The 25,117-nt window shown below is 61.8% G+C and carries 24 protein-coding genes; 14 read left to right on the top strand and 10 right to left on the bottom strand.

Annotated features, from left to right (window positions below):
- The first annotated feature begins 74 nt into the window (after window positions 1-74).
- From AC1RO0_RS28090 to AC1RO0_RS28080, 3 genes are all read left to right on the top strand, one after another.
- Window positions 75-680, top strand: coding sequence for a YqgE/AlgH family protein (locus AC1RO0_RS28090; protein ID WP_007693879.1), 606 nt, complete (start codon window positions 75-77; stop codon window positions 678-680).
- Window positions 681-768: 88 nt separating this feature from the next.
- Window positions 769-960, top strand: a complete 192-nt coding sequence (locus AC1RO0_RS28085; protein ID WP_153366431.1) for a CsbD family protein — start codon at window positions 769-771, stop codon at window positions 958-960.
- Between the two features lie 140 nt (window positions 961-1,100).
- Window positions 1,101-2,156, top strand: a complete 1,056-nt coding sequence (locus tag AC1RO0_RS28080; protein WP_498595839.1) for a zinc-binding metallopeptidase family protein — start codon at window positions 1,101-1,103, stop codon at window positions 2,154-2,156.
- A gap of 37 nt (window positions 2,157-2,193) precedes the next feature.
- On the opposite strand, the gene AC1RO0_RS28075 is transcribed toward AC1RO0_RS28080, so the two are convergent.
- From AC1RO0_RS28075 to thrC, 4 genes are read right to left on the bottom strand one after another with little or no spacing between them, the layout of a single operon-like run.
- Window positions 2,194-5,106, bottom strand: a complete 2,913-nt coding sequence (locus AC1RO0_RS28075; RefSeq protein WP_498595838.1) for an EAL domain-containing protein — start codon at window positions 5,104-5,106, stop codon at window positions 2,194-2,196.
- Window positions 5,103-5,717, bottom strand: a complete 615-nt coding sequence (locus tag AC1RO0_RS28070; protein WP_498595837.1) for a GNAT family N-acetyltransferase — start codon at window positions 5,715-5,717, stop codon at window positions 5,103-5,105. The genes AC1RO0_RS28075 and AC1RO0_RS28070 overlap by 4 nt, the downstream gene beginning before the upstream one ends.
- Window positions 5,718-5,768: 51 nt before the next feature.
- Window positions 5,769-7,067 carry a M16 family metallopeptidase gene (locus tag AC1RO0_RS28065; RefSeq protein WP_498595867.1) on the bottom strand — a complete coding sequence of 433 codons (1,299 nt, stop codon included), beginning with the start codon at window positions 7,065-7,067 and terminating at the stop codon, window positions 5,769-5,771.
- Window positions 7,068-7,087: 20 nt separating this feature from the next.
- The gene (thrC, locus tag AC1RO0_RS28060; protein ID WP_498595836.1) at window positions 7,088-8,485 is read right to left on the bottom strand and encodes a threonine synthase; all 1,398 of its coding nucleotides are present in this window, start codon (window positions 8,483-8,485) and stop codon (window positions 7,088-7,090) included.
- Window positions 8,486-8,798: 313 nt separating this feature from the next.
- Here thrC and AC1RO0_RS28055 point away from each other — a divergent pair, with 313 nt between their 5' ends.
- The gene (locus AC1RO0_RS28055) at window positions 8,799-9,434 is read left to right on the top strand and encodes a hypothetical protein (RefSeq protein WP_498595835.1); all 636 of its coding nucleotides are present in this window, start codon (window positions 8,799-8,801) and stop codon (window positions 9,432-9,434) included.
- A 45-nt stretch (window positions 9,435-9,479) separates the two neighbouring features.
- Here the strand turns inward: AC1RO0_RS28055 and AC1RO0_RS28050 are convergent, their stop codons facing one another.
- Window positions 9,480-10,172 carry an HAD family hydrolase gene (locus tag AC1RO0_RS28050; RefSeq protein ID WP_498595834.1) on the bottom strand — a complete coding sequence of 231 codons (693 nt, stop codon included), beginning with the start codon at window positions 10,170-10,172 and terminating at the stop codon, window positions 9,480-9,482.
- Between the two features lie 214 nt (window positions 10,173-10,386).
- On the opposite strand from AC1RO0_RS28050, the gene AC1RO0_RS28045 reads away from it, so the two are divergent.
- The 3 genes from AC1RO0_RS28045 (at window position 10,387) to AC1RO0_RS28035 (ending at window position 12,231) form a co-directional block, all read left to right on the top strand.
- Window positions 10,387-11,055: a GntR family transcriptional regulator gene (locus AC1RO0_RS28045; protein WP_498595833.1), complete on the top strand. Its 669-nt coding sequence runs from the start codon at window positions 10,387-10,389 to the stop codon at window positions 11,053-11,055.
- A 160-nt stretch (window positions 11,056-11,215) separates the two neighbouring features.
- Complete coding sequence (locus AC1RO0_RS28040; RefSeq protein ID WP_498595832.1) at window positions 11,216-11,806, top strand: biotin transporter BioY; 591 nt, start codon at window positions 11,216-11,218, stop codon at window positions 11,804-11,806.
- Window positions 11,803-12,231 (top strand): DUF1284 domain-containing protein, encoded by a 429-nt coding sequence (locus AC1RO0_RS28035; RefSeq protein WP_498595831.1) that lies wholly within the window; start codon window positions 11,803-11,805, stop codon window positions 12,229-12,231. The genes AC1RO0_RS28040 and AC1RO0_RS28035 overlap by 4 nt, the downstream gene beginning before the upstream one ends.
- A 28-nt stretch (window positions 12,232-12,259) precedes the next feature.
- Here the strand turns inward: AC1RO0_RS28035 and AC1RO0_RS28030 are convergent, their stop codons facing one another.
- Window positions 12,260-13,333, bottom strand: coding sequence for a serine hydrolase domain-containing protein (locus AC1RO0_RS28030; protein WP_498595830.1), 1,074 nt, complete (start codon window positions 13,331-13,333; stop codon window positions 12,260-12,262).
- A 137-nt stretch (window positions 13,334-13,470) separates the two neighbouring features.
- Window positions 13,471-14,190, bottom strand: a complete 720-nt coding sequence (locus tag AC1RO0_RS28025; protein WP_498595829.1) for an ArsR/SmtB family transcription factor — start codon at window positions 14,188-14,190, stop codon at window positions 13,471-13,473.
- A gap of 71 nt (window positions 14,191-14,261) precedes the next feature.
- On the opposite strand from AC1RO0_RS28025, the gene AC1RO0_RS28020 reads away from it, so the two are divergent.
- From AC1RO0_RS28020 to AC1RO0_RS28010, 3 genes are all read left to right on the top strand, one after another.
- Window positions 14,262-14,591, top strand: coding sequence for an NIPSNAP family protein (locus tag AC1RO0_RS28020; RefSeq protein ID WP_498595828.1), 330 nt, complete (start codon window positions 14,262-14,264; stop codon window positions 14,589-14,591).
- Window positions 14,588-14,962, top strand: coding sequence for an antibiotic biosynthesis monooxygenase family protein (locus tag AC1RO0_RS28015; protein ID WP_498595827.1), 375 nt, complete (start codon window positions 14,588-14,590; stop codon window positions 14,960-14,962). The genes AC1RO0_RS28020 and AC1RO0_RS28015 overlap by 4 nt, the downstream gene beginning before the upstream one ends.
- Before the next feature lie 119 nt (window positions 14,963-15,081).
- Window positions 15,082-16,212: a site-specific DNA-methyltransferase gene (locus tag AC1RO0_RS28010; RefSeq protein WP_498595826.1), complete on the top strand. Its 1,131-nt coding sequence runs from the start codon at window positions 15,082-15,084 to the stop codon at window positions 16,210-16,212.
- 171 nt (window positions 16,213-16,383) lie between these two features.
- Here the strand turns inward: AC1RO0_RS28010 and AC1RO0_RS28005 are convergent, their stop codons facing one another.
- Genes AC1RO0_RS28005 through mutY form a run of 3 tightly spaced genes read right to left on the bottom strand, consistent with a single transcriptional unit; the run spans window position 16,384 to window position 18,492 of the window.
- Entirely contained in the window at window positions 16,384-16,749 is a 366-nt protein-coding gene (locus AC1RO0_RS28005) for a nuclear transport factor 2 family protein (protein WP_498595825.1), read from the bottom strand.
- Between the two features lie 4 nt (window positions 16,750-16,753).
- Entirely contained in the window at window positions 16,754-17,368 is a 615-nt protein-coding gene (locus tag AC1RO0_RS28000) for an HAD family hydrolase (RefSeq protein ID WP_498595824.1), read from the bottom strand.
- A gap of 17 nt (window positions 17,369-17,385) precedes the next feature.
- On the bottom strand, window positions 17,386-18,492 hold the full coding sequence (gene mutY / locus AC1RO0_RS27995; protein ID WP_498595823.1) for an A/G-specific adenine glycosylase: 1,107 nt from the start codon (window positions 18,490-18,492) through the stop codon (window positions 17,386-17,388).
- Between the two features lie 98 nt (window positions 18,493-18,590).
- On the opposite strand from mutY, the gene AC1RO0_RS27990 reads away from it, so the two are divergent.
- The 4 genes from AC1RO0_RS27990 to AC1RO0_RS27975 all read left to right on the top strand — a co-directional run bounded on the left by AC1RO0_RS27990 (window position 18,591) and on the right by AC1RO0_RS27975 (window position 25,109).
- Complete coding sequence (locus AC1RO0_RS27990) at window positions 18,591-19,088, top strand: DUF721 domain-containing protein (protein ID WP_498595822.1); 498 nt, start codon at window positions 18,591-18,593, stop codon at window positions 19,086-19,088.
- Between the two features lie 168 nt (window positions 19,089-19,256).
- Window positions 19,257-19,994 carry a DsbA family protein gene (locus AC1RO0_RS27985; RefSeq protein WP_498595821.1) on the top strand — a complete coding sequence of 246 codons (738 nt, stop codon included), beginning with the start codon at window positions 19,257-19,259 and terminating at the stop codon, window positions 19,992-19,994.
- Between the two features lie 186 nt (window positions 19,995-20,180).
- Window positions 20,181-23,642: a chromosome segregation SMC family protein gene (locus tag AC1RO0_RS27980; RefSeq protein ID WP_498595820.1), complete on the top strand. Its 3,462-nt coding sequence runs from the start codon at window positions 20,181-20,183 to the stop codon at window positions 23,640-23,642.
- A gap of 141 nt (window positions 23,643-23,783) precedes the next feature.
- Window positions 23,784-25,109, top strand: a complete 1,326-nt coding sequence (locus tag AC1RO0_RS27975; protein WP_498595819.1) for a hemolysin family protein — start codon at window positions 23,784-23,786, stop codon at window positions 25,107-25,109.
- The last annotated feature ends 8 nt before the right edge of the window (window positions 25,110-25,117 follow it).

The raw sequence follows: 25,117 nt of genomic DNA, 5'->3' as shown, positions 1-25,117 counted from the left end.
CAGTTGATTGATTTATGACATTGCCCCATCTTTCTTCTCCGGGGCGCAGTTACGGACTGCAGTCAGGAGGCACGATGTCCCTATCGACGTTGAAGAATAGACGCGAAAGAGGTTTGCTCGACGGCCAGTTCCTGATTGCCATGCCCGGCATGGAAGACCGGAATTTCAACCGTACGGTGATCTATATCTGTGCTCATTCCGATGCCGGCGCCATGGGTTTCGTCATCAACCGCGCACAGAACCTGACCTTTACCGATGTGCTGCTGCACCTGGATATGATCAAGGACGACGATGCCATCGTCCTGCCACCGGTCGCGCGGGATTTCCCGATCCAGACCGGCGGGCCGGTCGAAAGCGGCCGGGGCTTCGTCCTGCATTCCGACGACTATCTGAGCGACGGCAGCATCCCTGTCAGTGACGACATCAGCCTGACGGCGACGCTGGATATCGTGCGCGCCATTTCCAGGGGAAGCGGGCCAAAGCGGGCCACCATGCTGCTCGGCTATGCCGGCTGGGGCGCTGGTCAGCTAGAGGCGGAGATCGGCAGCAATGGTTGGCTGAACTGCCCAGCCAATGAAGAGCTGATTTTCGACCGCAGCCTTGACGACAAATATGAGCGTGCTCTGGCTCTGATGGGCATCAACGCCGCCATGCTGTCGCCGCATGCGGGGCACGCGTAATCTATCCGCGCGGAACGAAACACTGCCCGTGACGTTTCCTTCTGACAGCACCGGCAACCCGCCGGCGCCGAATGAGGAGGTACTCGACATGGGTAGCATGAGCGACAAGATTTCCGGCAAGGTCAACGAAGTCGCCGGCAAGGCCAAGCAGGCCGTCGGCAAGGCTACGGATAACAAGCGGATGCGCGCCGAAGGGGCAGCCCAGGAAACCAAGGGCAAGGTGCAGTCGACCGTTGGCAAGGCTAAGGATAAGGTCAAGGGCGCGGTTGACCGGATGTGATTTCGCTGGCGATTAAGCATTAGCTTATGAATCGCCGCGCTATTTGTTAGACTGCTGCATATGCGGCAAAGCAAAGAGCCTGTCACGACGTTGCGGCAGGCTCTTTTATGTCCGTCATGGCTTAATTGCGGGGATTTTCCATGCGGCTATTTGCTTGTGACCATTGCGGCCAGCCGGTGCATTTCGATAACAGGCAGTGCATACGCTGCGGCCATCAGCTCGGTTTTGTCCCGGAGCTTCTTGCGATCTACGCGCTCGAGGCCGGCGATGGACAGAACTGGCGCGTGGTCGCCGCGCCGGACCGCACCGTGCGTTTCTGTGCTAATGCCGAGCTTGATATTTGCAACTGGCTGGTGGATGCGGCGGATCCGGAACCTTTCTGCCTGGCCTGCCGGCATAACCGTTTGGTACCGAACACCGATACGCAACAGGGCGTGGACCGTTGGCGGCGGATCGGCCAGGCGGAGCGGCATCTGTTCTATTCGTTGTTGCGCTGGAACCTGCCGCATCCCGATCGTAAGCAGGATCCGCGGGGCGGGCTGGTCTTCGACTTCCTTGAGGATAAGGTGCAGGCTGGCTATGTCGTGCCGGCCAGGACCGGCCATGAGGAAGGGCTGATTGCCATCCGCGCCGCCGAGGCCGACGATGTGACGCGCGAACAGGCGCGCGCCTCGATGAACGAGCCTTACCGCACGCTGCTCGGCCATTTCCGCCACGAGACCGGCCATTTCATCTGGAACAAGCTGATCCGCGACCGCAACCAGTTCGATACCTTCCGCGCTGTCTTCGGCGACGAGCGGGCGGATTACGGCGTGGCCCTGCAGCAGCATTACGACAACGGCCCACCACCGAACTGGCAGGACAATTTCATCAGCGCCTATGCCAGCGCCCACCCCTGGGAAGATTTCGCCGAATGTTTCGCGCACTATCTCCACATCGTCGATACGCTGGAGACCGCCCGCTCCTTCGGCCTGGCAGTTGATCCCTTCGGCTATCACGAGATGGCGGCCGAGGTAGATTTCAACCCCTATAGGGCCGAAAGCGCCGCACAGCTGGTCAGCGCCTGGATCCCCTTAAGCGTCGCCATCAACGCCATCCAGCGCAGCATGGGCCAGCCGGACGCCTACCCCTTCATCCTGTCGCCGCCAGTGGTGGCGAAGCTGGAATATATTCGGCAAGTGATTGGCGGGGCGTAATTTTCACCCTCCCCTTGAGGGAGAGGTGAACAATAGATCAAGCCCGCTTCGTCAGCGGAAAGCGTTCCTTGAGCAACCGCAACACCGAGTCCGTGCCCATCGGCGGTCCGAAGATGAAGCTCTGGCCGTAGGCGCAGCCCATCTTGGCGAGTTCGAGCGCATCCTCTTCCGATTCGATGCCTTCGGCGACGACGCCCATGTTGAGTTCGCGCGCCATGGAGATGACGGAGCGTAGAAGTATGGCCTTCTTGTCGCTTTCGTCGCAGACCATCGTCTTGTCGAGCTTGATCGTGTCGAAGGGGAAGCGGGTGAGGTAGGAGAGGGAGGAATAGCCGGTGCCGAAATCGTCGAGCGCCAGGCCGATGCCGGCGTCCCGCAGCTTGCCGAGCACGAGGCGGGCCTGTTCCGGGTTTTCCATCACCTGCGATTCCGTCAATTCGAGCTTGATGCGGTGCGGCTCGCAATGGGTCTTGGCGAGCAGGGCACGGATATCGTCGTAGAGCTCGTTGTTGAGGAGCTGCACGCTGGACAGATTGATGGAGACGAAGAGCGGCAGGTCGCCCGTCTGGCGCTGCCAGGCCATCAGGTCGTTTGTCGCTTGCTCCAGCGCAAACATGCCGAGCGGGCCGATAATATCGGAGGCTTCGGCGATCGGGATGAATTCGGACGGCGGAATATTGCCGCGCTTTGGATGTTCCCAACGCATCAGTGCTTCGAAACCTGCGACCTCGGCGTCTTCCAGTCGAACAATCGGCTGATAGACCAGCGACAGTTCCTTGCGCTCGACGGCGCGGCGCAGGTCCGTTTCAAGCTGCAGGCGGTCGGTGCCGAAGCTGCGGAAGGCGGGCTGGAAGGGCTCGACGCGATTGCCGCCGGCGCGCTTGGCGCGGTACATGGCAAGCTCCGCGTCGCTCAACAGGCCGGAGGCGTTTTCCTGCTGGTCGACCCAGGATGTCAGGCCGATCGATGCCGTCAGAATGATCTCGCGATTGGCGAAATTGATCGGCACCATGATTGCCTTGCTGATCGCATCGGCGAAATCGGCAACCTTGGCCGGATCGCGCTCGGACACCAGAATCAGGCCGAACTGGTCGCCGGAGAGCCGCGCCAGCGTATCCTGCGGCTTCATCAGGCGGCGCAGGCGCCGGGTCAGCGCAATCAGGATATTGTCGCCCGCCGCAACGCCGAGCGTATCGTTGACCAGCTTATAGCGGTCGATGTCGATCACCATCACCGTCGGGCGAAGCTGATTGCCTTCCGGCGCCAAAGTGAGAACGGCCTGCAGGCGGTCGAGGAAGACCTGGCGGTTCGGCAAGCCTGTCAGATTGTCGTGCAGCGCATCGTGCAGCAGCCGCTCGATCGAATTCTTCTGCTCGGTGACATCAACGATGGTGCCGACGCAGCGGATGATCTCGCCATTCGAGCCGAGCACCGGCCGGGCGCGAATCGACAGCCAATGGAAATGCCCGTCTTCGGCGCGAATGCGGAATTCATGGTTCAGCCGGCCGCGGCGGTGTTCGAGAAGCACGTCGAGCGTCGCACGGAAACGGTCGCGATCGTCGGGATGCAGCCTTGGAAGCCAGTTGCGCGCCGCGCCATGCATGGTGCCGGGCGACAGGCCGAGCTTCGTCGAAATATCCGGGGTCGTCACGACGCGGTCGCGCGCCACGTCCCAGTCCCAGACGGTGTCGCCGGAGCCGGTCAGCGCAAGTGATTGTCGCTCGAGATCGGAGAACAGGCCCTGCTGGAAGGCGCCGCCGGCAAAGGCATGCTGCATCACCGTGAAGCCAATCAGGAGCACGATGAGCACTAGGCCGCCGCCGAGCGCCGGCTGGATGATGTCGTTGTCGAGCTTGCCGGTGATCGTCATCCAGCCGCCGAACAGCCAGACCAGGATCAGAGCCCAGGCGGGCACCAACAGAATGGCGCGGTCGTAACGGCTGAAGCCGAGATAGATGATCAGCAGCAGGCCCGCCGTCGCTGTCAGCGCCAGCGACAGGCGCGCAATGCCCGACGCGATCGACGGATCGTAGATCGCCACACCGAAGAGCAAGGCGAGACCGAGAATCCAGGCGAGCGTCACGTAGCCGAGATGGGCATGCCAGCGATTGAGGTTCAGATAGGTGAACAGGAAGATCACCAGGCTCGACGCGAGCGCCACCTCCGCACAGGCGCGCCATATTCGCTGATCGCTGGAGGTAATGCTGATGAGCTTGCCGAGGAAGCCGAAGTCGACGCAGATATAGCCGAGCACCGCCCAGGCGAGTGCGGCCGTCGCCGGCAGCATCGAGGTGCCCTTGACGACGAAGAGAATGGTCAGGAACACCGCCAGCAGGCCGGCAATGCCGAGCACGATGCCGCGATAGAGTGTGAAAGCGTTGACCGTATCCTTGTAGGCGTTCGGCTCCCAGAGATAGAGCTGCGGCAGGTTCGGCGAGGAAAGCTCGGCGACGAAGGTGACGACAGCGCCCGGGTTTAGCGTGATGCGGAAGACATCGGCCTCGTCGCTCGGCTGCCGGTCCAGCGCAAAGCCTTCGCTCGGGGTGATCGCGACGATACGCTGCGAGCCGAGGTCCGGCCAGAACATCTTCGAATTCACCAGGCGGAAGTGGGGGGCGACGATGACACGCTCAAGCTGCTCTTCCGAGACATTGGCGAGCGCGAAGACGGCCCAGTCGCCCTGATGATTGGGCGAGGAGGAACGTACCTCGATTCGGCGACGAATACCGTCGGCGCCGGCGGCGGTGGAGACCTGAAAGGCCTCGCCCTGGTTGGTGTAGATCTCCGTCGTCGCGGTGAGATCCAGCGCGGTGTCGTCGCGCGAAATCTTCACAGGCTCGGCTGCCTGCGCCATGCCGGCCAGGAAAAACAGAATAGTAGCCGCAAGGGCCGCGAGGATCGCGGACGGCCATTTCGTCACCGGCAGGGATGGCTTGAGCGCGGTGGTCATCGCTTGTTGGAGTTTCCGTTCAAGTCGGTGTCGGACACCAACCGGGAAAACATCACGTGATCACGCCACTGACCGTTGATTTTAAGATAACCGCGCAAATGACCTTCCCGTTGGAAACCGGCCTTTTCTAAAAGCCGTATGCTACGCTCGTTATCCGGAATACAGGCTGCTTCAATACGGTGCAACTCAAGTCCGGAAAAGATATAGGGTATAACCAACCGAAGTGCGGCGAACATATGGCCCTGACCGGAATGCCGTTCGCCCATCCAATATCCGATCATGCAGCTTTGCGCGGCGCCCCGGCGAATATAGCCGATTGTGATGCCGCCAAGCAATGTATTGTTTTCCTTGAGGAAAACGAAAAGCGGAATGGCCTGGCCGGAGCTATATTCCTGTTTTCCCCGGATGACTCTGGCCCGATAAGCACCTTCCGTCAGCTCATCATGGCGCCAGGTCGGCTCCCAGGGCTCCAGAAAACGGCGGCTCTCGGCTCTCAGCCTGTGCCATTGGTTAAAATCGGAATAACGCGGCAGGCGCAGCACATAGGTCGCGTCTTCAAGTTCAACCGCGTCCGGATGACGTGACAGAAACCGAAAGACCGATTTTTGCATTCCGCCCAACACTCCCCCGAGAATTGATCCGATCGGCGCGCGAAGCGGGTTTTAGCCGCTTGCGCTTTTGGAGGCGGGGGTCGATGAAGACAGCGACGTGACGATGTCTTCCATCGGCGCCAGCTGCTCCAGCGGTCCGATTGCCGATAGCGTCGGCACAGTATCGAAGAACAGGCGGCCGGCAAGGTCCGTCAGGCGTTCGATGGTGATGCCCTGCAGCCGCTCCTGCATCTCCTGGTTCGGGATCGGGCGGCCATAGAGCATCATCTGCCGGGCAACCTGGCCGGCGCGTGCTGCCGGACTTTCCTGACCCATCAGCAACTGCGCGCGGATCTGGGCGCGGGCGCGCTCGATTTCCTGCTGCTCGATCTTGTGGGAGGCTTTGTGCAGTTCATCGACGATAACAGGCACCAGTTCCGGCAGGTTCTCGCCGCCGGTTGCGGCATGGATGCCGAAGATGCCGGTGTCGGAAAAGCCCCAATGGAAGGCATAGACGGAATAGCAGAGGCCGCGGAGCTCGCGCACTTCCTGGAACAGCCGCGAGGACATGCCGCCGCCAAGCACATTGGCGAGGATCTGCGAACAGTAGAAGTCGCGTGTGTGATAGGCTCGGCCCTCAAAGCCGAGCAGGATCTGCGCGTCCATCAGGTCGCGCGTCTCGCGGATGTTGCCGCCGATATAGCGGGCCGGCTCGATGACGGGCGGCGCCGACGGCTTGGTCGGCAGGCTGGAAAAGCGCTCTTCGACCTGGCGCACGAAGCTGTCGTGGTCCACGGCACCGGCGGCCACCACGAACATGCGGTCGGTCGTGTAGTTGCGGTCGAGATAGCCGCGAATCTGTGCGGGCGAGAAGGAGACGACGGTCTCCGGCGTGCCAAGGATGGCGCGTCCGAGCGTCTGGCCGCGATAGGCGACTTCGGAAAACTTGTCGAAGACCACGTCGTCGGGCGTGTCGTTGGCCGCGTTGATCTCCTGCAGGATGACCTGCTTTTCGCGGGCCAGTTCCTCTTCGTCGAAGGCGGACTCGGTCAGGATATCGGCAAGGATATCGACGGCGAGCGGCACGTCGTCCCGTAGCACGCGGGCGTAATAGGAGGTCGTTTCGGTAGAGGTGGCGGCGTTGACTTCGCCGCCGACATTCTCGATTTCCTCGGCGATCTGCCGCGCGGAGCGGCGGGCCGTGCCCTTGAACGCCATGTGTTCGAGCAGATGGGCGATGCCGTGCTCCGCCTCGGTTTCATTACGCGAACCCGATTTGATCCAAACGCCGAGCGCCACGCTTTCCAGATGTGGCATCGTTTGGGTCGCTACTGTCAACCCAGACGCAAGCCGGGTGCACTCCACTGTCATCGCCTGTCTTTCTGCGTTTGTCATTCCCCGGCCCGGGTATGCTTGCCGATGAAAGTTTCTACGGCTTTCAGCTCCGGATCGAGGACATCGAAACGCTCCTCCCTGTTCATCAGTCCAGCAAGCCACGTCGGAAGCGCCGGGTCAATACCACATGCCGATTTTACTGCGGCGGGGAATTTTGCCGGGTGCGCGGTTGCAAGCGTCACCATGGGACTCGTTGGTTTCTCATTCTTTTCCGCCACGAAGACGCCGATCGCTGTGTGCGGATCGATGAGATAGCCGGTGTCGCCGAGCGTTTTGCGGATCGTCGCGGCCACCTGCTTTTCGCTGGCGCGGCCGGCGCGGAAGTCTTTTTTGATCGCCTTCAGCGCGTCTTCGCCGATCGAGAAACCGTTCGATTGTTTCAGGCTTTCCATCGCGGCGCGCACCTTCGACGCATCACGGCCATATGCCTCGAACAGCAGACGTTCGAAATTGGAGGAGATCTGAATGTCCATCGAGGGCGCCGTGGTCGCCTTGACGGCGCGCATTTCGTAGCGACCGGTCTTCAGCATGCGGGCGAGGATGTCGTTCTCATTGGTGGCGATCACCAGCCGGTCGATCGGCAGGCCCATGCGCTTGGCGACGTAGCCGGCGAAAATATCGCCGAAATTACCGGTGGGAACGGTGAAGGAAATCTTCCGGTCCGGCCCGCCGAGCGCGACGGCGGTGGTGAAGTAATAGACCACCTGCGCCATGATGCGCGCCCAGTTGATCGAATTGACGCCGGATAGCCTGACACCGTCGCGGAAGGTCGTGTCGTTGAACATGGCTTTAACGAGGTTCTGGCAATCGTCGAAATTGCCGTTGATTGCGAGCGCATGCACATTGGCGGCCGTCGAGGTCGTCATTTGCCGCTGCTGCACCGGCGAGACCTTGCCGTTGGGGAAGAGGATGAAGATGTCCGTGCGATCGCGTCCGGCAAAGGCGTCGATCGCAGCGCCGCCCGTATCGCCCGAGGTCGCGCCGACGATGGTCGCCCTTTGCCCGCGCTTTTCCAGCGCATAGTCCATCAGCCGCGCGAGCAGCTGCATGGCGACATCCTTGAAGGCGAGCGTCGTGCCGTGGAACAGCTCCATGACGAAGCTGTTCGGCCCGGTCTGCACCAGCGGGGCCACGGCCGGGTGCCGGAAGGTGGCATAGGCTTCGTCGATCATGCCCCGGAAGATGTCATCGGGAATTTCGCCGTTGGTGAAGGGCGACAGCACCGCGAAGGCGACCTCCTGATAGCTCTTGCCGCGGAAGGCGCGAATCTCTTTCTTCGTCAGGGTCGGCCATTGCCGGGGGACATAGAGCCCGCCATCACGAGCAAGGCCGGCCAGAAGGGCGTCGCAGAAGCCAAGGGCAGGGGCTTCTCCCCGCGTTGAGATATAGTCCACGGTATAGAATTCCTTTGGTCGTAAAATTGCCTGAGTGATGGGTTGAGAGAGTAGAAGAACGAAGCGATGGCCGTCCGTCTTTTTGCGTCGGATCAGCCGCGTGGTTTTCGCGTTTGCGCAATGTCCGTCCGGTCGCTTCCGGCGGGCGGCGGCTTTCGCCAATCTGTCGACGTCGAAAAGTGAGCCAAAACGGTGTCTACCCAATCGATTTTTCGCTGCGTCGCTGGTATAGACCATCGCCAAGTGTCATAAAAGGCCCGTCGAACAGGCTGCAGGCCGATAATGTAAATTATATGCAGAGGGTGGAAATATAGTGTTTGGCAGGGTTTCGCGTCGTCTTTTCTCCGCTTCGCTTCTGGCATTGCTGGCTGGTTGCAGTTCTCTCGGTTTCGGCGGTGGCGGCGACAAGCAGCCCGCGACGGATGTGACGGTGGCCCCTGCGGCGGGAGCCGTCGGCTCTGCTCAGCCGGTTACCGGCGGTCAGGCCTATATTGCCGGCAAATGCCCGCAAGTGGTGATCCGCGACGAGGCATCCACCTATCGCACCTACGCCAAGGGCGCCAAGGACGATCCGAACCAGTTGACCTATCAGGCATCGCTCGCCCAGGCGACGCGCCAGTGCACGAGCGACGGCACCAGCCTCGGCATCAACATCGCCGCGCAGGGGCGCCTTGTCGCCGGCCCGATGGGTAGTTCCGGCACGGTCACCCTGCCGGTGCATGTCGCCGTCATGGACAACAACACGGCGCTCTACGACAAGACCATCAACTTCGTCGCTGAAATCCCGCCGGACGAGACAACCACGCAGTTTCTCTTCACCGCGAACGACATCAAGGTGGCCGGCGGTTCCGGCGGCTTCACCATTGTCCAGCTCAGCTTCGATCAAGGTCCGCAGAAGCCTGCAAAGGCCGAGAAGCCGGCTCGCAGGAAGCACGCAGCGACAAACTGAGGTATAGGCCGCAGGCAATAGGTTGAAACTATTGCCTGCGGCCTCCTACAAAACGCCTTCCCATTCCGCCAAAGCCATCACGACGCCCGGAAGGTCGACCATCCGGGCGATGACCGTTTCCGCGCCCGCATCCGTCAGCTTGTCGGCATGCGACGGGTAGGTGTGCGAGGCGCCGGTGAAGCCGATGACGCGCATGCCGGCGGCCCGTGCCGCCTGGACGCCGTGAACGGAATCTTCGACCACGATGGTGTTGGCCGGCGAGACGTTCATCTGCTTGGCGCCGTGCAGGAAGATATCCGGCTTCGGCTTGACGCGGTCGGCGCCGAGATCCTTGGCGGAATAGATATGCGGCGCGAACAGCTCCTTGTAGCCCACCTTGGTGAGCATCATGTCGAGGCGCGCGGAGCTGGAATTCGAGCAGATGCAACGCGGCATCGGCAGACGCGACAGGGCAAGGGGTACGCCTGGGATGGCCTTGACGTCGCTGGCGAGCCTGAGGTCGAGCAGCTTCTCGGACTTGTCGAGGAGCGATGCGGAGAGCGGGATGCTCGCCTCGCGCTCGACCTGGAACAGAATGTTCTGCCAGGTCATGCCGGCAAAGCGCTCGCCCATTTCCTCGGTGCTGATCGGATAGCCGGCATCCGTCAGCAGCTTGGATTCGACCTCCGCCGCGATGATTTCCGAATCGACCAGAACGCCGTCGCAGTCGAAGATGATGAGGTCGAAGCCATTGCTCATGAGGATATTCTGCCTTTGAAGAGGGCGCTGGATGGGGCATCGCCTTGTCCGAAAACCCTCTCACGGCCTTCGGGGCATGCTCTGAAATGGGATCGTGCGGCTTTACACGATGCGCCGGCAAAGCTCAACCGTTCGGCGGGCATGGCTGGGCTGCGCTGGCGGAAAGGGTCCTTGGGCGCTCGACAATCGGCAATCCCGCCTTTAAGGATCAGCCATGGCCAAAGAGCGCGACGACACGATTGCCAGCCGTATCAGCCGGGTGCTTGCCGACCGCATCATCCGCGGCGAGATCGCGCCCGATGCGCGGCTGCGGCAGGATCACATTGCCGAGGAGTTCGGCGCCAGCCATGTGCCGGTGCGTGAGGCCTTCCGGCGGCTGGAAGCGCAGGGGCTGGCGATCAGCGAGCCCCGCCGCGGCGTTCGCGTCGCCTCCTTCGATCTCAAGGAAGTGCGTGAAGTCGCCGAAATGCGGGCGGCGCTCGAAAGCCTGGCGCTGAAGCACGCGGCGCAGCACCTGACGCCGGCCATTCTCGATGCCGCCGAGGAGGCGACGCGGGAAGGGGACGCCGCTGCCGATGTCTGGGCCTGGGAAGAGGCGAACCGCCGTTTCCACCGCCTGATCCTTGCCCCCTGCGGCATGGCGCGATTGCTCGCCTCGATCGACGACCTGCATGCCGCCAGCGCCCGTTTCCTCTTTTCCGCCTGGCAATCGGGCTGGGAAAAGCGCACCGACCACGACCATCGCGCCATCCTTTCCGCCCTGCGCCAGGGGCGGGTGGAGGAAGCTGCGTCCATCCTGCAGAAGCATGTGCAGTGGATTGGCCGGGCGCCGGTGCGAACCCCTTCCGGGGTGACGCGCGAAGCATTTGCGATTGTCGGATAGCTCCGCGCATAAATTATAGATAATTTCAGCAATGGCCTCTCGCCTGTCCTCGCAGCGGAAAGGAGGATTACGCGCGTCTGCCTCTTGCCTCCTTTCTCAATCTCCTTCATAAAAATAGATGAGACTCACAAATTATCTATAATTTAAAAAGGAGAGCTATATGTCCCTGTTGCATCATCATGAAGAGGCCACCTTTGATCCGTTGCGCCTCGGCGGGCGGTCGCTGGTCGTCAAGGCGATGTTCGTTCTCGCGGGCACGCTGGTGCTGACGCTCGCCTCGTGGATCTCGGTGCCGATGGTGCCGGTGCCGATCACCATGCAGACTTTTGCCGTCACGATGATCGGCGCGCTTTATGGCTGGCGTCTTGGCACGCTCACCATTCTTGCCTGGCTGGGCGAAGCGATGATCGGTTTCCCGGTTCTGGCTGGCGGCGCTGGCGGCATTGCGCCCTTCATGGGGCCGACGGCCGGCTATCTCGTCTCCTTCCCGATCATGGGCGTGTTGGTCGGCTGGCTGGCCGAGCGTGGCTGGAGCGGCGATCGCGTCGTGCGCAGCTTCGGAGCGCATCTTGCCGGCAACGCCCTTGGCCTGGCGATCGGTGGCGCCTGGCTTGCCATGTTGATCGGGGCGGAAAAGGGCTGGCTCTTCGGTGTTGCCCCCTTCATCCTCGGCGCTGTCCTGAAGTCGGCGCTTGCTGCCGCCGTGCTCAAGGGCGTGAAGATCTATGGCGGCAAGGCGCGCCTGAATTGACCATCCGGCTTCGTGCCCACCATCTGCTCTGCATGCTGACTTTCGTCGGTGAAGGCTACACGTCGGCCTTCACCGCCAATTATCGCCGCATAGCCGAGCGTCTGACAGCCGGAGAGGAGATCAAGCTCGTCTCCGGCCCCGACGACATCTGCGCGCCGCTTCTCGACGAGAAGGAGCCGCATTGTTTCAAGGATTCCGTGATCGAACGCGACGCTGCTGCCCTGGCGGATGTGGTCGCGCTGCTGGGCGAGGAACTCAAGCCCGGCTCGGTCATCATTCCCGATGCCAGCCTTCTCGCCAAGCTGCGCCGGAATTTCGCCAGCGGAGATATTCGCCATGCCTGTCTCGGCTGCGAATGGACGGGGCTTTGCAGCCGTATCGCCACGGACAATTTCAAGGGCGTGCTGGTGGGCCAAACTACATGAAGCGATAAGCCCTACGGGCGTTTCTTTCTCAATCGCTGAAGAGGATTTCCGCGACCCTGTGCGCCCGGATGCGTGGGCCTGGAACACCCATGTGGTTGGTCAGGAGGATGATCGTGCGCTGGGTATCAAGAAAACGGATCATGTAGTTGTTATAGGCGACGCAGCTGCCACCATGCGCGGCGTGGCGAAAATCAGCGCCTCCGAGCGCGAGCAGCTGTTCGCGCTCGGTCGCGTTGCAGTAGGGAAAGACATTCGTGATCCAGCCGAAACCATAGCCAACCGATGTACCGTCGCTGGTTGCGCCAGAGGTAAAGGCTTGTTCCAACGCAGATTTCGGGACGGGGCGTTCGGTATTCAAAGCCTGATCCCAGAGAAACAGATCATCGAGCGTGGAGAAGAGACCACCGTCGCCTGCCGTCAGCAGCGGGTAGTCCCACCGCTGGAATTGACCCTCGTCTTTCCAATAACCATGCGCCAGCTTGTGACGCGTGGGACGGGACGCATCGTAGACGACGGTACGCTTCATGCCGAGCGGATCGAAAACCTTGGCTTGCAGGAACTCGGCGAAGGATTGACCGGAGGCAATCGCCACGATCATCGCCAGCAGCGTATAGCCCACGCCGCTATAGGCGTACTGCGTGCCGACGGGGAACTCCAGTCCTTCTAGGGCGATGGTTCGTTCGAGCACGGCCTCGTTGGTGACGCCGGTGACATCGCGGGTCCATTCGGGGATCCCTGCGTTGGAGCTGAAGAACTCCATATATCCCGGCAGCCCCGCCGTGTGATGCAGCAAATGGCGAACGGAAATGTCCGCGCTCCATGAGGGAAGTTGCGGGAAATAGGCTGGCAGGCGATCTTCGTAGCTTAGTCTTCCATCCTCAGCCAGCAGCATGATCGCCATGGCGGTAAACTGTTTGGAGATCGAGCCCAGATAAAACGACGTGTCCGTCGTAATCGGCCGTTGGGTTTCCAGATCGGCAAGGCCATAACACTTGCTGTAGCTGATCTCGCCATGATCGATAACGAGGAGTGCTGCGCCCGGATGCTGCGGCACGTCCATATCGGCAAAGACCGCATCAATCTTGCCGGCGAGCCTGTCCATCGATCTCTCCCTTCGAGCGAGGGGATGATACACTGGTGCTTTGCACCGTGGAACCCGAAGCCGGCCAAATGTCGGCTCTCAATCATTCACGATTTTGGTATGTTCACTCGCTAGTGCCGGGCGGATTGCCGCTAGTTTTAATCCGCGCTTTCCAGTTCCCTGGCGTTGCGCCCGGTCTCAAGCGGAAACAGCGCCAGGAAGCGGCGCTCGCCCTCCGAGGTAAACAGGATCGAGCGGCTGTCTTCCATTCGTCGTGCCCAGCCCTTGTCGAAGAAGCTGGATAGCAGCGCCTTGCCGAGGCTGCCGGCCAGATGGGCGCGCCGTTCGCTCCAGTCGAGGCAGGAGCGGCAGAGCGGACGGCGTGTCGAGCGTAGCCCAGTCACGTCTATGCCGATCGCGGCGAGATGCGTTTCGCCATGTTCCGTCAGCCTCAAGCTGTCATCGACTGCCGAGATCGCGCCGGCCGCAATCAGGCTGTCGAGCATGCGGACGCCGTAATCGCCGGCGAGGTGGTCGTAGCAGATGCGCGCCTTGCGTAGCGCCGGTTCCTTCGGGCCGGGGCGATGGCGCAGGTGCCCTCGCGTGGCGGCAAAGCCCATGATATTCTCAAGAAGCTTGCCGACGGTGTCGTCGGCCAGCGTGAAATAGCGGTGCCGGCCCTGCTTGCGCTGCGCCAGCAGCCCGCCGGCTTCGAGTTTCGACAGATGCGTGCTCGCTGTCTGCACCGTAATGCCGCCGGCCGCCGCGAGCTCCGTTGCCGTCAGCGCACGGCCGTCCATCAGCGCGGTCAGCATGTTCGCCCGCGCCGGATCGCCGATCAGCGCACCGATCTGCGCGATGTCAGGACCTTCCTTCATACTTCGATCGTAACCGAAGCATCGACGACAGGCAATGTGCGAAAACATCTCCGTCAGCAAAGGAGAAAATCATGATCACCTGTTTCATCCGCTACGAGATCGACCCGTTCAAGAAGGACGCCTTCGCCGAATATGCCAGGGCCTGGGGCCAGGTCATCCCGCGCAACGGCGTCGATCTCATCGGCTACTTCGCCCCGCAAGAGGGCTCGGCGACGACGGCTTATGGCGTCTACAACATCGAGAGCCTGGCCGCCTATGAAGCCTATCGCACGCGTCTCGCCGCCGACCCGCTCGGCCAGGCGAATTTCGATTTCGCCCGCCGCGAACGTCTTTTCGTCAGGGAAGACCGCATCTTCCTGAAAAACGTATCGCTGCCGCATGGTCCGAAGGTGACACCATGATCGCCGTCATTTTCGAAGTCGTACCCTATCCCGACGAACGCGATCATTATCTCGATCTTGCCGGCAAGTTGCGCGCCGAACTTGAGACGATCGACGGTTTCATCTCGATCGAACGCTTCGAGAGCCTCAGTTCGCGCGGCAAGATCCTGTCTCTGTCCTTCTGGCGCGACGAGGCGGCCGTGAAGGAGTGGCGCAATCGCGAGGCTCATCGCGCCGCGCAAAAGGCTGGGCGAGGGACGGTCTTCGCCGACTATCGCCTGCGGATCGCGCATGTGGTGCGTGACTACGGGATGAACGAACGGGACGAGGCGCCGGCCGACAGCCGGGAGGTGCATGATGGATCCGGGACGAGGGAGCCTGGTGACGACTGAAGACGGACTTATTTCCGGGAAATCGTGAAATGTGAGACCCGCTTTAGCCTTTGGTAACCAAGTTAGGTAACCATAACACTCAGTTAAGCGTAACGATTCAGTGTAACAGCGAGTATCACATGGCGTCAGTTTTCCCGCTTGCCGACCTTAGAACTTCCGCAACGCCGGGCTCTTGGGTCGACACGATCATCAAGGGCGATTGCGTGGCGGCTCTTGAAGCACTGCCCACGCATTCCGTCGATGTTATCTTCGCCGATCCGCCCTACAATCTCCAGCTTGGCGGCACATTGCACCGCCCCGACCAGTCGCTGGTCGACGCTGTCGATGACGAGTGGGATCAGTTCGCTTCCTTCGAAGCCTATGATGCCTTCACCCGCGCATGGCTGCTTGCCTGCCGCCGCGTACTGAAGCCGACCGGCACCATCTGGGTCATCGGCTCCTATCACAACATCTTCCGCGTCGGCGCGACGATGCAGGATCTGAACTTCTGGATCCTCAACGACATCGTCTGGCGCAAGACCAACCCGATGCCGAATTTCAAGGGCCGTCGTTTCCAGAACGCCCATGAGACGATGATCTGGGCGAGCCCCAGCGCCAAGGTAAAGGGCTACACCTTCAACTACGACGCCATGAAGGCCGCCAATGACGATGTGCAGATGCGCTCGGACTGGCTGTTCCCGATCTGCAATGGCGGCGAGCGTCTGAAGGGCGACGACGGCAAGAAGGTGCATCCGACACAGAAGCCGGAAGCCCTGCTGGCACGCGTCATCATGGCCTCGTCCAAGCCCGGCGACATCATTCTCGATCCCTTCTTCGGCTCCGGTACCACCGGTGCCGTCGCCAAGCGTCTCGGCCGCCACTTCGTCGGTATCGAACGCGAGCAGGACTATATCGATGCGGCCAGCGCCCGCATTGCCTCCGTCGAGCCGCTCGGCAAGGCGGAGCTGACGGTGATGACCGGCAAGAAGGCCGAGGCTCGCGTTGCCTTCAACGTGCTCGTCGAAAGCGGTCTGATCAAGCCCGGCCAGGTGCTGACGGATGCACGGCGCCGCCATAGCGCCATCGTTCGCGCCGACGGCACAGTCGCTGCCGGCGGCGAGGCCGGCTCCATTCATCGCCTTGGCGCGAAAGTCCAGGGCCTTGATGCATGCAACGGATGGACATTCTGGCACTTCGACGACGGGCAGTCCCTGCGCCCGATCGACGATCTCCGGGCGATCATCCGCAATGATATGGGGAAGGTGGGGTAATTTCACTCAACTGACGGCCGCGATCCCGCTGCAAAACCGCCCCACGGTTCCAGGGATCGCACGGCTACCCATCCCGCACACTCGCCTTTCTCTGTCTTGTACCTCCAGTTAGGGAGGAAGGCGAAACGCCCAGGGCCAAAACCCTGGGCGTCATCTTTTGGGCTTCGTGGCCTAGAATTCCTGATAATCCGTCACATCGACCCGGACGACATGGCCATCCTCGTCGAAGGTGATCGTCTCCTCCCCCTCGCGGATGAGCGGCTTGCCGGTCTTGCTGTTTGTCGCCCGTACGGACCAGACGGAACGGCCAGACAGCGGCGTCAGCGTTTCCACCAATGAATTGGAGGCTGTCTGATCGGGATAGGTGTCGAAATAGCCGCGGAAGGCCTCCATGATCGCTTCGCGGCCGGCAAGGCTGCCGACGCCGTTCGAGACATAGGTGGCGTTTTCCGCGAAGAAATTCTCGATCGTCTCGTAGTCGAGCCTGTTGATGGCGTCGTGAAACAGGGTGATGCGTTCTGCCGGGTCGAAAATCATGGGCTCAAACCTTAATGCCGTAGGCGGCGAGATCGCTGCGCAGCTTCTCGGCGCCGGTGAAATGAACTGCATGCCAGCCGGCTGCCTTCGCGCCTTCGACGTTGGCGATGGAATCGTCAATGAAGATGGTCGACGCAGGGTCGAGCCCGAAGCTCTTCACATGGGTTTCATAGATCGCGACATCCGGCTTGATCAGGCCGATATCGCCGGACACGGTGACGCCGCGTGGCTTGTTGAGGAAATCGAAGCGCGCCTGTGCCTCGCGAAACGTGTCGGAGGCGAAGTTGGTCAGCATGGTGACGTCACGGCCCTCGGCGATCAGTCCTTCGAAGATGGCGATGCTGTCGTCATAGGCATGCGGCACCATCTCGTGCCAATGCCTGCGGAAGGCGCGGATCTGTTCTTCGCGCTCCGGATGCTCGGCAATCAGCAGCGCCTCTGCCTCTTCCCAGGTCCGGCCGCGATCTTGCTCGATGTTCCATTCATGCGTGCAGACATTGGCCAGGAACCAGTCGCGCTCGGCCTCGTCGGGAATGATGCGGCTATAGGGAATGCTTGGATCGTAATGAATGAGAACCTTGCCGATATCGAAGACAATGTGCCGGATTTCCGTCGTCATGAATGATTCCCTGATGGTTAGGCGCTGGCTTTGATGAATGCCCCAACTTTTGTGAAGGCATTGGGAATAGCCTGGGTGATTGCTTTTTTCATGACTGTGGGCAAGGCCTGCGCTTCAAGATTTGTAACCGGTTCCCACCATCCGTCATTGCGGTTGCTGCTCGATGCCACTTGAGCGCGATAGATGGACAGCCGCAGTTCGAAGTGGGTGAAGACATGCGTCACGGTCCCCGCAGCCTGCCAATCGGCCGGGAAGGGGGCGGCAGCGGTGCCGGTTTCGCCGTCGATCCGCGCCGTCCACCCGGTGGTCGGAACTTCGGTCATGCCGCCGAGCAGGCCGCTTGCAATGCGCCGGCGCAGATAGATTTCGCCGTCGGCATTCACCGCGACGAAAGCAGAGCCCTGCCGCACCGGCTTATCCTTCTTCGCCGCCTTCACCGGAAAATGCTCCGGATCATGCGAGGCCAGCGCCTCGCAGGCATTGTTGAAAGGACAGAGTGCACAGGCCGGTCGCTTCGGCGTACAGATCGTGGCGCCGAGATCCATCATCGCCTGCGCGAAATCGCCGGGGCGGTCGGCAGGCGTCAGCAGTGCCACCTTTTGCTTCATCGCCGGTTTACCGGCAGGCAACGGCGTCGAGATGGCATGGAGCCTGGAGATGACCCGCTCGACATTGCCGTCCATGACGGCCGCTTGCCGATTGAAAGCGATGGCCGCAACCGCGGCGGCTGTGTAATCGCCGATCCCCGGCAAGGCGCGCAGCCCGTCCTCTGTGTCGGGAAAGCGCCCGCCATGCTCCGCCGCCACGGCTTCCGCGCATTTTTTCAGGTTGCGGGCGCGGGCGTAATAGCCAAGGCCCGCCCAGGCGGCCATAACGTCATCAGTCGGTGCCGCCGCGAGATCGCCGACCGTCGGCCAGCGCTCAAGGAATTTGGCGAAATAGGCTTTGACCGCCGGCACGGTGGTCTGCTGCAGCATCACCTCCGACAGCCAGATATGATAGGGATCGGGCCGGATCCCCCGCGCAGCCATCGGCGGCGAGATCCGCCAGGGTAGGTCGCGGTGATGGCGGTCGTACCAGGCAAGCAGGGATGCGGCCGTCGGGAATTGAGATGTCATCGTCATGATTTGCCGCATCGAGGGGAAGTGCTCTATACTTGGCCAAGCTGCGCCGGGCGATCAAGGTCCCGGACGGTCAAACGAGGTTCCGGACCGCTATTCATATGAGTTATCCCCGAAAACGCGAAAAGCAGATTTCCGAGTTGACCAACGGCATCATCGATCCGGTGCTGGCAAAGCGTGCGGGCATCAATACGGCGCTGCTCGGATCCTGGGACGAGATCGCCGGCGAGGATTTCGCTGAATGCACACGGCCGGAAAAGATCGCCTGGGCCAAGCGCGTAGGGTCGGGCGAGGATGGCCGCTATCAGCCCGGCGTGCTGACCATTGCCTGCGAGGGCGCCCGCGCCTTGTTCCTGACCCATGCCCAGGGCGAACTCATCCAGCGCATCAACGGCTTCTTCGGCTTCCACGCCGTCAGCCAGATCCGCATCGTCCAGAAGCCCGTCTCGGTCGCCTCACGGCGCTCCCGCACCCCGCCACCGCTGAAGGGCGAGGCGGCCCGCAAGCTGGAAGGGATGATGGACGGTATCGAGGACGACAAGCTGCGGGCTGCAATCCAGAGGCTGGGCACGGCCATGGTTTGGAAGCGGGGAAGATAAACCGCTCCAACCGCCCATCCCCATGCAATTCTGACGATAATTTAACCTCTTCGTCTTCTCCAGGTCACAATTCTTTGAAGAAAGTTGGTCAACCGTGCCTTGTTAGCGGCAATCAGCCGTTATATCGCAATGGACCATTCACAGACCTCCTTAACGACAGGTGACTCTATGCCGATGTCCGACATGCTCTTGACCAAACGCCACCTGCTGGGCGGCAGCGCCGTTGCAGCCCTCTCCGTGGCCTTCGCTGCCATTGCCGACACGGCATCCGCCGCCAACGCCACGACGGTCGGTGGCGCGCAGGAGACCACTGCTGCGGGCTCCTCGCCGGAAGACGCAATTCCGTCGGCCGATGGCAGTGTCGACATGAATGAAGTGCTGAAGCCCGGCTCGCTGCCGGAAATCGCGCTCGGCAAGGAAGACGCCCCGGTCAAGATCGTCGAATACATGTCGCTGACCTGCCCGCACTGCGCGCATTTCGCCGTCAACACCTTCGAGACGATCAAGCAGAAATACGTCGATACCGGCAAGGTACGCTTCATCATCCGCGAATTCCCGTTCGATCCGCGCGCCGCTGCCGCCTTTATGCTGGCCCGTTGCGCGCCGCAGGAACAGTACATGCCGATGGTCGAAATGCTGTTCAAGCAGCAGATCGCCTGGGCCTCGCCTGACGTCGATGGCCGTGCCGCACTGCTGCAAATGTCGAAACTTGCAGGTTTTACTGAGGATAGCTTTACGAAGTGCTTGACGAACCAGAAGCTTCTGGATGATGTCAACTCAGTTAGGGAACGTGCAGCCAAGGACTTCGGCGTCAACGCGACGCCGACCTTCCTGATCAATGGCAAGCGTTACGCAGGAGACATGTCGGTTGGTGCCATGTCGAAGCTTATCGACAGCCTTCTCTGATCCGCGCATTTTGCAAATGGCGGGCGGCGGGGAAACCTGCGCGCCCGCTTTTTATTACCTCCCCCTTGATGGGGGAGGTCGCGCGATACGCGCGGGCGGGGGTGATTTTTGGGGTGAGCAAATGATCACCCCACCCCGGACCTTTGGTCCGACCCTCCCCCTCAAGGGGTGGGTGGAGATCAGCCCATGAAGTTCAACAGGCTTCGTCTCGTCGGCTTCAAATCCTTCGTGGAACCAGCGGAATTCGTCATCGAGCGCGGCTTGACCGGCGTCGTCGGCCCGAACGGCTGTGGCAAGTCGAACCTTGTCGAAGCGCTACGCTGGGTGATGGGCGAGAATTCCTACAAGAACATGCGCGCCTCCGGCATGGATGACGTCATCTTCTCCGGTTCGGGCAACCGGCCGGCACGCAACACCGCGGAAGTCGGCCTCTATCTCGACAATAGCGATCGCACGGCACCCGCCGCCTTCAACGACAGCGACGAAATCCAGGTCACCCGCCGCATCGAGCGCGAGCAGGGCTCGCTCTATCGCATCAACGGCAAGGAAGCTCGTGCCAAGGATGTGCAGCTGCTGTTTGCCGATGCCTCGACCGGCGCGCGTTCGCCGTCCATGGTCGGCCAGGGGCGTATCGGCGAGTTGATCCAGGCCAAGCCCCAGGCCCGTCGCCAGCTTCTGGAAGAGGCGGCCGGCATTTCCGGCCTGCATTCGCGTCGTCACGAGGCCGAGCTGCGCCTGCGCGCTGCAGAAGGTAATCTTGAGCGTCTTGATGATGTGACCTCGCAGCTCGAAAGCCAGATAGAGAGCCTGAAGCGTCAGGCCCGTCAGGCCAACCGTTTCAAGATGCTGTCCGCCGACATCCGCGCCCGCGAGGCCATGCTCCTGCATATCCATTGGGTGCAGGCCAAGGAGGCGGAAGCGGAGGCTGACAGCGGCCTCAACCAGGCAACCGTCCTGGTCGCCGAAAAGGCACAGTTGCAGATGGAAGCGGCGAAGGCGCAGGGCATTGCCAGCTTTAAGCTGCCGGAACTGCGTGACGACGAGGCGAAAGCCGCCGCCGCCCTGCAACGACTGCAGTTTGCCCGCAACCAATTGGAAGAGGATGCCAACCGTATCCTGCGCCGTCGCGACGAGTTGACCCGCCGGCTGGCGCAACTCGCCGAGGATATCCGTCGCGAAGAGCGTCTTGTTGCCGATAACGCTGCGATTTTGGCCAAGCTCGACGCCGAGGAGGCTGATATTGCCGAGATCCTCGCCGATTCCGGCCGGCTTGCCGAGGAGACGCGCGAGGCTTTCGAGGAGGCCGCTTCCAAGCTTGCCGATAGCGAGAGCATCTTCACCGCGCTGACGGCGGAACGCGCCGAGGCCGCTGCCGCACGCAACCAGCTCGAGCGTGCCATTCGCGATCTTGCCGATCGCAAGATGCGCCTGGAGCGTCAGATGGACGAGGCGAACCGCGAGCTTTCCGCCATCGATGAGAAGATGGCCGTCCTGCCGGATCCCGGCGAAAAGCGCGATATGGTCGAAACCGCCGAAGGTGTCGTTGCCGACGCCGAGGCGGCAATCCAGCTCGTCGAGACGGCCCTTGCCAAGGCCCGCGAGACTGAAGCTTTGTCGCGCGCACCGGCCGATCAGGCCCGCTCGCGGCTGAATGCCCTGGAAACGGAAGCGCGCACGATCTCCAAAATGCTGGCAGCGGGCGCCGCCTCCGGCACCTTCGCGCCGGTTGCCGAGGAGCTGCGTGTCGATCGCGGCTTTGAGACCGCGATTGGCGCAGCGCTCGGTGACGATCTGGAATCGCCACTGGATCCGCAGGCACCCGCGTATTGGTCGGACAATGGCAGCGGCACTGCCGATCCCGCCTTGCCGGAAGGCGTGAAGCCGCTGATTTCCCATGTGGGCGCGCCGGCTGCCCTGACGCGTCGTTTGCGCCAGATCGGCCTTGTCGCCGCCGGAGATGCCCTACGTCTCATGCCGGCGTTGAAGCCGGGACAGCGGCTCGTGACCAGGGAAGGGGCCGTCTATCGCTGGGACGGCCATGTGACCGGGGCGGATGCGCCAAGTGCCGCCGCCCTGCGGCTGGCGCAGAAAAATCGCCTTGCCGAGCTTGAGGCCGAGGCCGAACTCGCACGCGATGTCCTGCTTGAGGCCGAAGAGCGTCTGGCAGTGGCCGGCGAGGCTATCCGCACAGAGGAAGGCCGCCTGGCCGTCGCTCGTGATGCCAGTCGTCTCGCGGCCCGCCATCTCGCGGAAGCCCGTGAGGCGCTGGTTGCGGCTGAACGCGCCTCCGGCGATCTGATCCGGCGCCGGGATATCATCACCGAGGCTGTCAGCCAGCTGCAGGCGCAGATGGAAGAGGTGATGGTGCAGGATGAAAATGCCCGCATCGAGTTGGAAGATGCGCCGGATTTGACGACGATCGACATCAAATTACGCGACCAGCAGGCAGAGGTTGCCACCGATCGCGGTGTGCTCGCCGAGGCCCGCGCCCGTCATGAGGGATTGAACCGGGAAAACGAGGCCCGGCAGCGCCGCATCCTGGCGATCCAGCAGGAGCGCGACGGCTGGCACCAGCGTGCCGCCAGTGCCGAGGAGCATATCCAGACCTTGCGTGATCGCGAGGAAGAGGCGCGCGAGGAAGCAGCCGAGCTTGACCTTGCCCCGGATGAATTCGACGACAAGCGCCGCACGCTGATGAATGAGCTGCAAAAGGCCGAGGAGGCCCGTCGTGTCGCGGCCGACCGTCTGGCTGAAGCGGAAATCGTGCAGCGCGACGCCGACCGGCAAGCCACGACAGCCCTGTCCGAACTGGCGGAAAGCCGTGAAAAGCGTGGGCGTGTCGAGGAGCGGCTGGTGTCGGCTCGCGAGCGCCGGCAGGAGAGCGAACTGCGTATCCGCCAGGCGCTCAATGTCGAGCCGCACGAGGCGTTGCGGCTCGCCGGGCTGGCGGTGATGCAGGCTATTCCCGATCCTCGCGAGGTCGAGCGTGAGCTGGAGCGGTTCAGGATCGAGCGCGAGCGCCTGGGCGCCGTCAACCTGCGGGCCGAGGAGGAAAGCAAGGAGCTGACCGAGCGGCTGCAGGCCCTGATCAAAGAGCGCGATGACGTCATCGACGCCATCCGAAAGTTGCGCGGCGCGATCCAGAGCCTCAACCGCGAGGGCCGCGAACGGCTGATCGCTGCTTTCGATGTCGTCAACGCACAATTCCAGCGGCTGTTCACCCATCTTTTCGGCGGCGGCACGGCCGAACTGCAACTGATCGAATCTGACGATCCGCTGGAAGCAGGCCTCGAAATCCTAGCCCGCCCACCGGGTAAGAAGCCTCAGACCATGACGCTGCTCTCCGGCGGCGAGCAGGCGTTGACGGCCATGGCGCTGATCTTCGCCGTCTTCCTCACCAATCCCGCGCCGATCTGCGTGTTGGACGAAGTGGACGCGCCGCTCGACGACCACAATGTCGAGCGCTATTGCAATCTGATGGATGAGATGTCCGCCTCGACCGAGACGCGCTTTGTGGTCATCACCCACAATCCCATCACCATGGCGCGCATGGATCGCCTTTTCGGCGTCACCATGGCCGAGCAGGGCGTTTCCCAGCTTGTCTCCGTCGACCTGCAGACCGCCGAGCGGCTGCGAGAAATAGCCTGAGCGCATTCTCCCGACTGGAAAGAGAGAAAACTGTTTCCATATCGACAAGAAATTGCCGCTTCGGCTGCCGTACAGCTACAAAGCGTGATAGTTTTGTTTTCGATCAATAATACGTGGCGCTGAACCGCCCGGAAGGGAAGCATGTCTGGGTCTGATGGCAGTATTTTCGATTTCCTCGGAATACTCGCTGTATTGTTTCTTGTGGCAGCCAATGGATTTTTCGTCGCCGCCGAGTTTTCTCTCGTCTCCGTGCGACGTAGCCGCGTGACAGAGCTTGTCGCCGAAGGGCGGATGAACTCCAAGGCGCTGCAAAAGGCGGTCGACAATCTCGACGCCAATCTCGCGGCCACGCAGCTTGGCATCACCATCTCCTCGCTTGCGCTTGGCTGGGTCGGTGAACCCGCACTCGCCCATCTCCTCGAGCCGCTTCTCGCTTTTCTGCCCGGCTCCTGGGCCGCTGCCGGATCGCATGCCGTCGCGGTTGCGATTTCCTTCATCATCATCACCGCCCTGCATATCGTGCTGGGTGAGCTTGCGCCGAAGAGCCTGGCATTGCAGCGCAGCGAAGGCACGGCCTTGAGTGTCGTGCGGCCGCTCGGCCTCTTCCTCTTCCTGCTTCGCCCGGCGATCACTGTGCTGAACGGCCTCGGTAATCTAGTTCTGCGGCTTTTCGGCCTGCGGCCGGGCACCGGCGAAGGCTCGCTGCATTCGCCGGCGGAAATCAAGCTTCTGGTTGCCCAAAGCCAAGAGGCCGGCCTGTTGGAGCAGGCGCAGCAGGAACTGGTCGAGCGCGTTTTCAACATCGGCGACCGGGACGTTTCCGATATCATGACGCCGCGGCTGGAAATCGATTGGATCGATGCTGACGACACGCCCGAGGAGATACAAAAAACCATCCGGGAAAGCCGTTTCGAACAGCTTCTCGTCAGTCGCGGATCGATCGACGAGCCGATCGGCATGGTGTTGAAGAAGGATCTCCTCGATCAGCTTCTGAACGGCAAGCCGCTCGATCCGATGGCGGTCATTCGCCAGCCGCTGATCGTCCATGAAGCAACGGCTGTCTTCAAGGTGCTGGAAAGCTTCAAGCGCGCACCCGTGCGCCTTGCCATGGTCATCGATGAATATGGCAGCCTGGAGGGGATCGTCACCCAGACAGACCTCTTGGAAGCCATTGCCGGCGACCTGCCGGACATGGAAAACGAGAGCCCGGATGTCGTCGAGCGTGCCGATGGTTCGCTGCTGATGGAAGGCATGATGCCGGCCTACGACGCTTTCGAGCGACTAGGCCTGCGCGATCGCTCGGAAGACAGCAACTTCCACACGCTTGCCGGTTTCGCGCTCTATCATCTGGGCCATCTGCCGGACGTGGGCGAAAGCTTCACGTTCGACGGCTGGCATTTCGAGATCATCGATCTCGACGGCATGCGGATCGACAAGATATTGGCGCGGCGGGAGCCGGGGGCTTAGCGGCTTTG

Source organism: Rhizobium sp. GW821-FHT14E12, assembly GCF_058803745.1.
This window is presented reverse-complemented; position numbering and strand designations above follow the sequence as displayed.

Bases quoted from the DNA above. Each gene is read 5' to 3' on its own strand.
- AC1RO0_RS28090 (WP_007693879.1), top strand. From the start codon at position 75: ATGTCCCTATCGACGTTGAAGAATAGACGCGAAAGAGGTTTGCTCGAC.
- AC1RO0_RS28085 (WP_153366431.1), top strand. From the start codon at position 769: ATGGGTAGCATGAGCGACAAGATTTCCGGCAAGGTCAACGAAGTCGCC.
- AC1RO0_RS28080 (WP_498595839.1), top strand. From the start codon at position 1,101: ATGCGGCTATTTGCTTGTGACCATTGCGGCCAGCCGGTGCATTTCGAT.
- AC1RO0_RS28075 (WP_498595838.1), bottom strand. From the start codon at position 5,106: ATGACCACCGCGCTCAAGCCATCCCTGCCGGTGACGAAATGGCCGTCC.
- AC1RO0_RS28070 (WP_498595837.1), bottom strand. From the start codon at position 5,717: ATGCAAAAATCGGTCTTTCGGTTTCTGTCACGTCATCCGGACGCGGTT.
- AC1RO0_RS28065 (WP_498595867.1), bottom strand. From the start codon at position 7,067: ATGACAGTGGAGTGCACCCGGCTTGCGTCTGGGTTGACAGTAGCGACC.
- AC1RO0_RS28050 (WP_498595834.1), bottom strand. From the start codon at position 10,172: ATGAGCAATGGCTTCGACCTCATCATCTTCGACTGCGACGGCGTTCTG.
- AC1RO0_RS28045 (WP_498595833.1), top strand. From the start codon at position 10,387: ATGGCCAAAGAGCGCGACGACACGATTGCCAGCCGTATCAGCCGGGTG.
- AC1RO0_RS28040 (WP_498595832.1), top strand. From the start codon at position 11,216: ATGTCCCTGTTGCATCATCATGAAGAGGCCACCTTTGATCCGTTGCGC.
- AC1RO0_RS28030 (WP_498595830.1), bottom strand. From the start codon at position 13,333: ATGGACAGGCTCGCCGGCAAGATTGATGCGGTCTTTGCCGATATGGAC.
- AC1RO0_RS28025 (WP_498595829.1), bottom strand. From the start codon at position 14,190: ATGAAGGAAGGTCCTGACATCGCGCAGATCGGTGCGCTGATCGGCGAT.
- AC1RO0_RS28020 (WP_498595828.1), top strand. From the start codon at position 14,262: ATGATCACCTGTTTCATCCGCTACGAGATCGACCCGTTCAAGAAGGAC.
- AC1RO0_RS28015 (WP_498595827.1), top strand. From the start codon at position 14,588: ATGATCGCCGTCATTTTCGAAGTCGTACCCTATCCCGACGAACGCGAT.
- AC1RO0_RS28010 (WP_498595826.1), top strand. From the start codon at position 15,082: ATGGCGTCAGTTTTCCCGCTTGCCGACCTTAGAACTTCCGCAACGCCG.
- AC1RO0_RS28005 (WP_498595825.1), bottom strand. From the start codon at position 16,749: ATGATTTTCGACCCGGCAGAACGCATCACCCTGTTTCACGACGCCATC.
- AC1RO0_RS28000 (WP_498595824.1), bottom strand. From the start codon at position 17,368: ATGACGACGGAAATCCGGCACATTGTCTTCGATATCGGCAAGGTTCTC.
- mutY (WP_498595823.1), bottom strand. From the start codon at position 18,492: ATGACGATGACATCTCAATTCCCGACGGCCGCATCCCTGCTTGCCTGG.
- AC1RO0_RS27990 (WP_498595822.1), top strand. From the start codon at position 18,591: ATGAGTTATCCCCGAAAACGCGAAAAGCAGATTTCCGAGTTGACCAAC.
- AC1RO0_RS27985 (WP_498595821.1), top strand. From the start codon at position 19,257: ATGCCGATGTCCGACATGCTCTTGACCAAACGCCACCTGCTGGGCGGC.
- AC1RO0_RS27980 (WP_498595820.1), top strand. From the start codon at position 20,181: ATGAAGTTCAACAGGCTTCGTCTCGTCGGCTTCAAATCCTTCGTGGAA.
- AC1RO0_RS27975 (WP_498595819.1), top strand. From the start codon at position 23,784: ATGTCTGGGTCTGATGGCAGTATTTTCGATTTCCTCGGAATACTCGCT.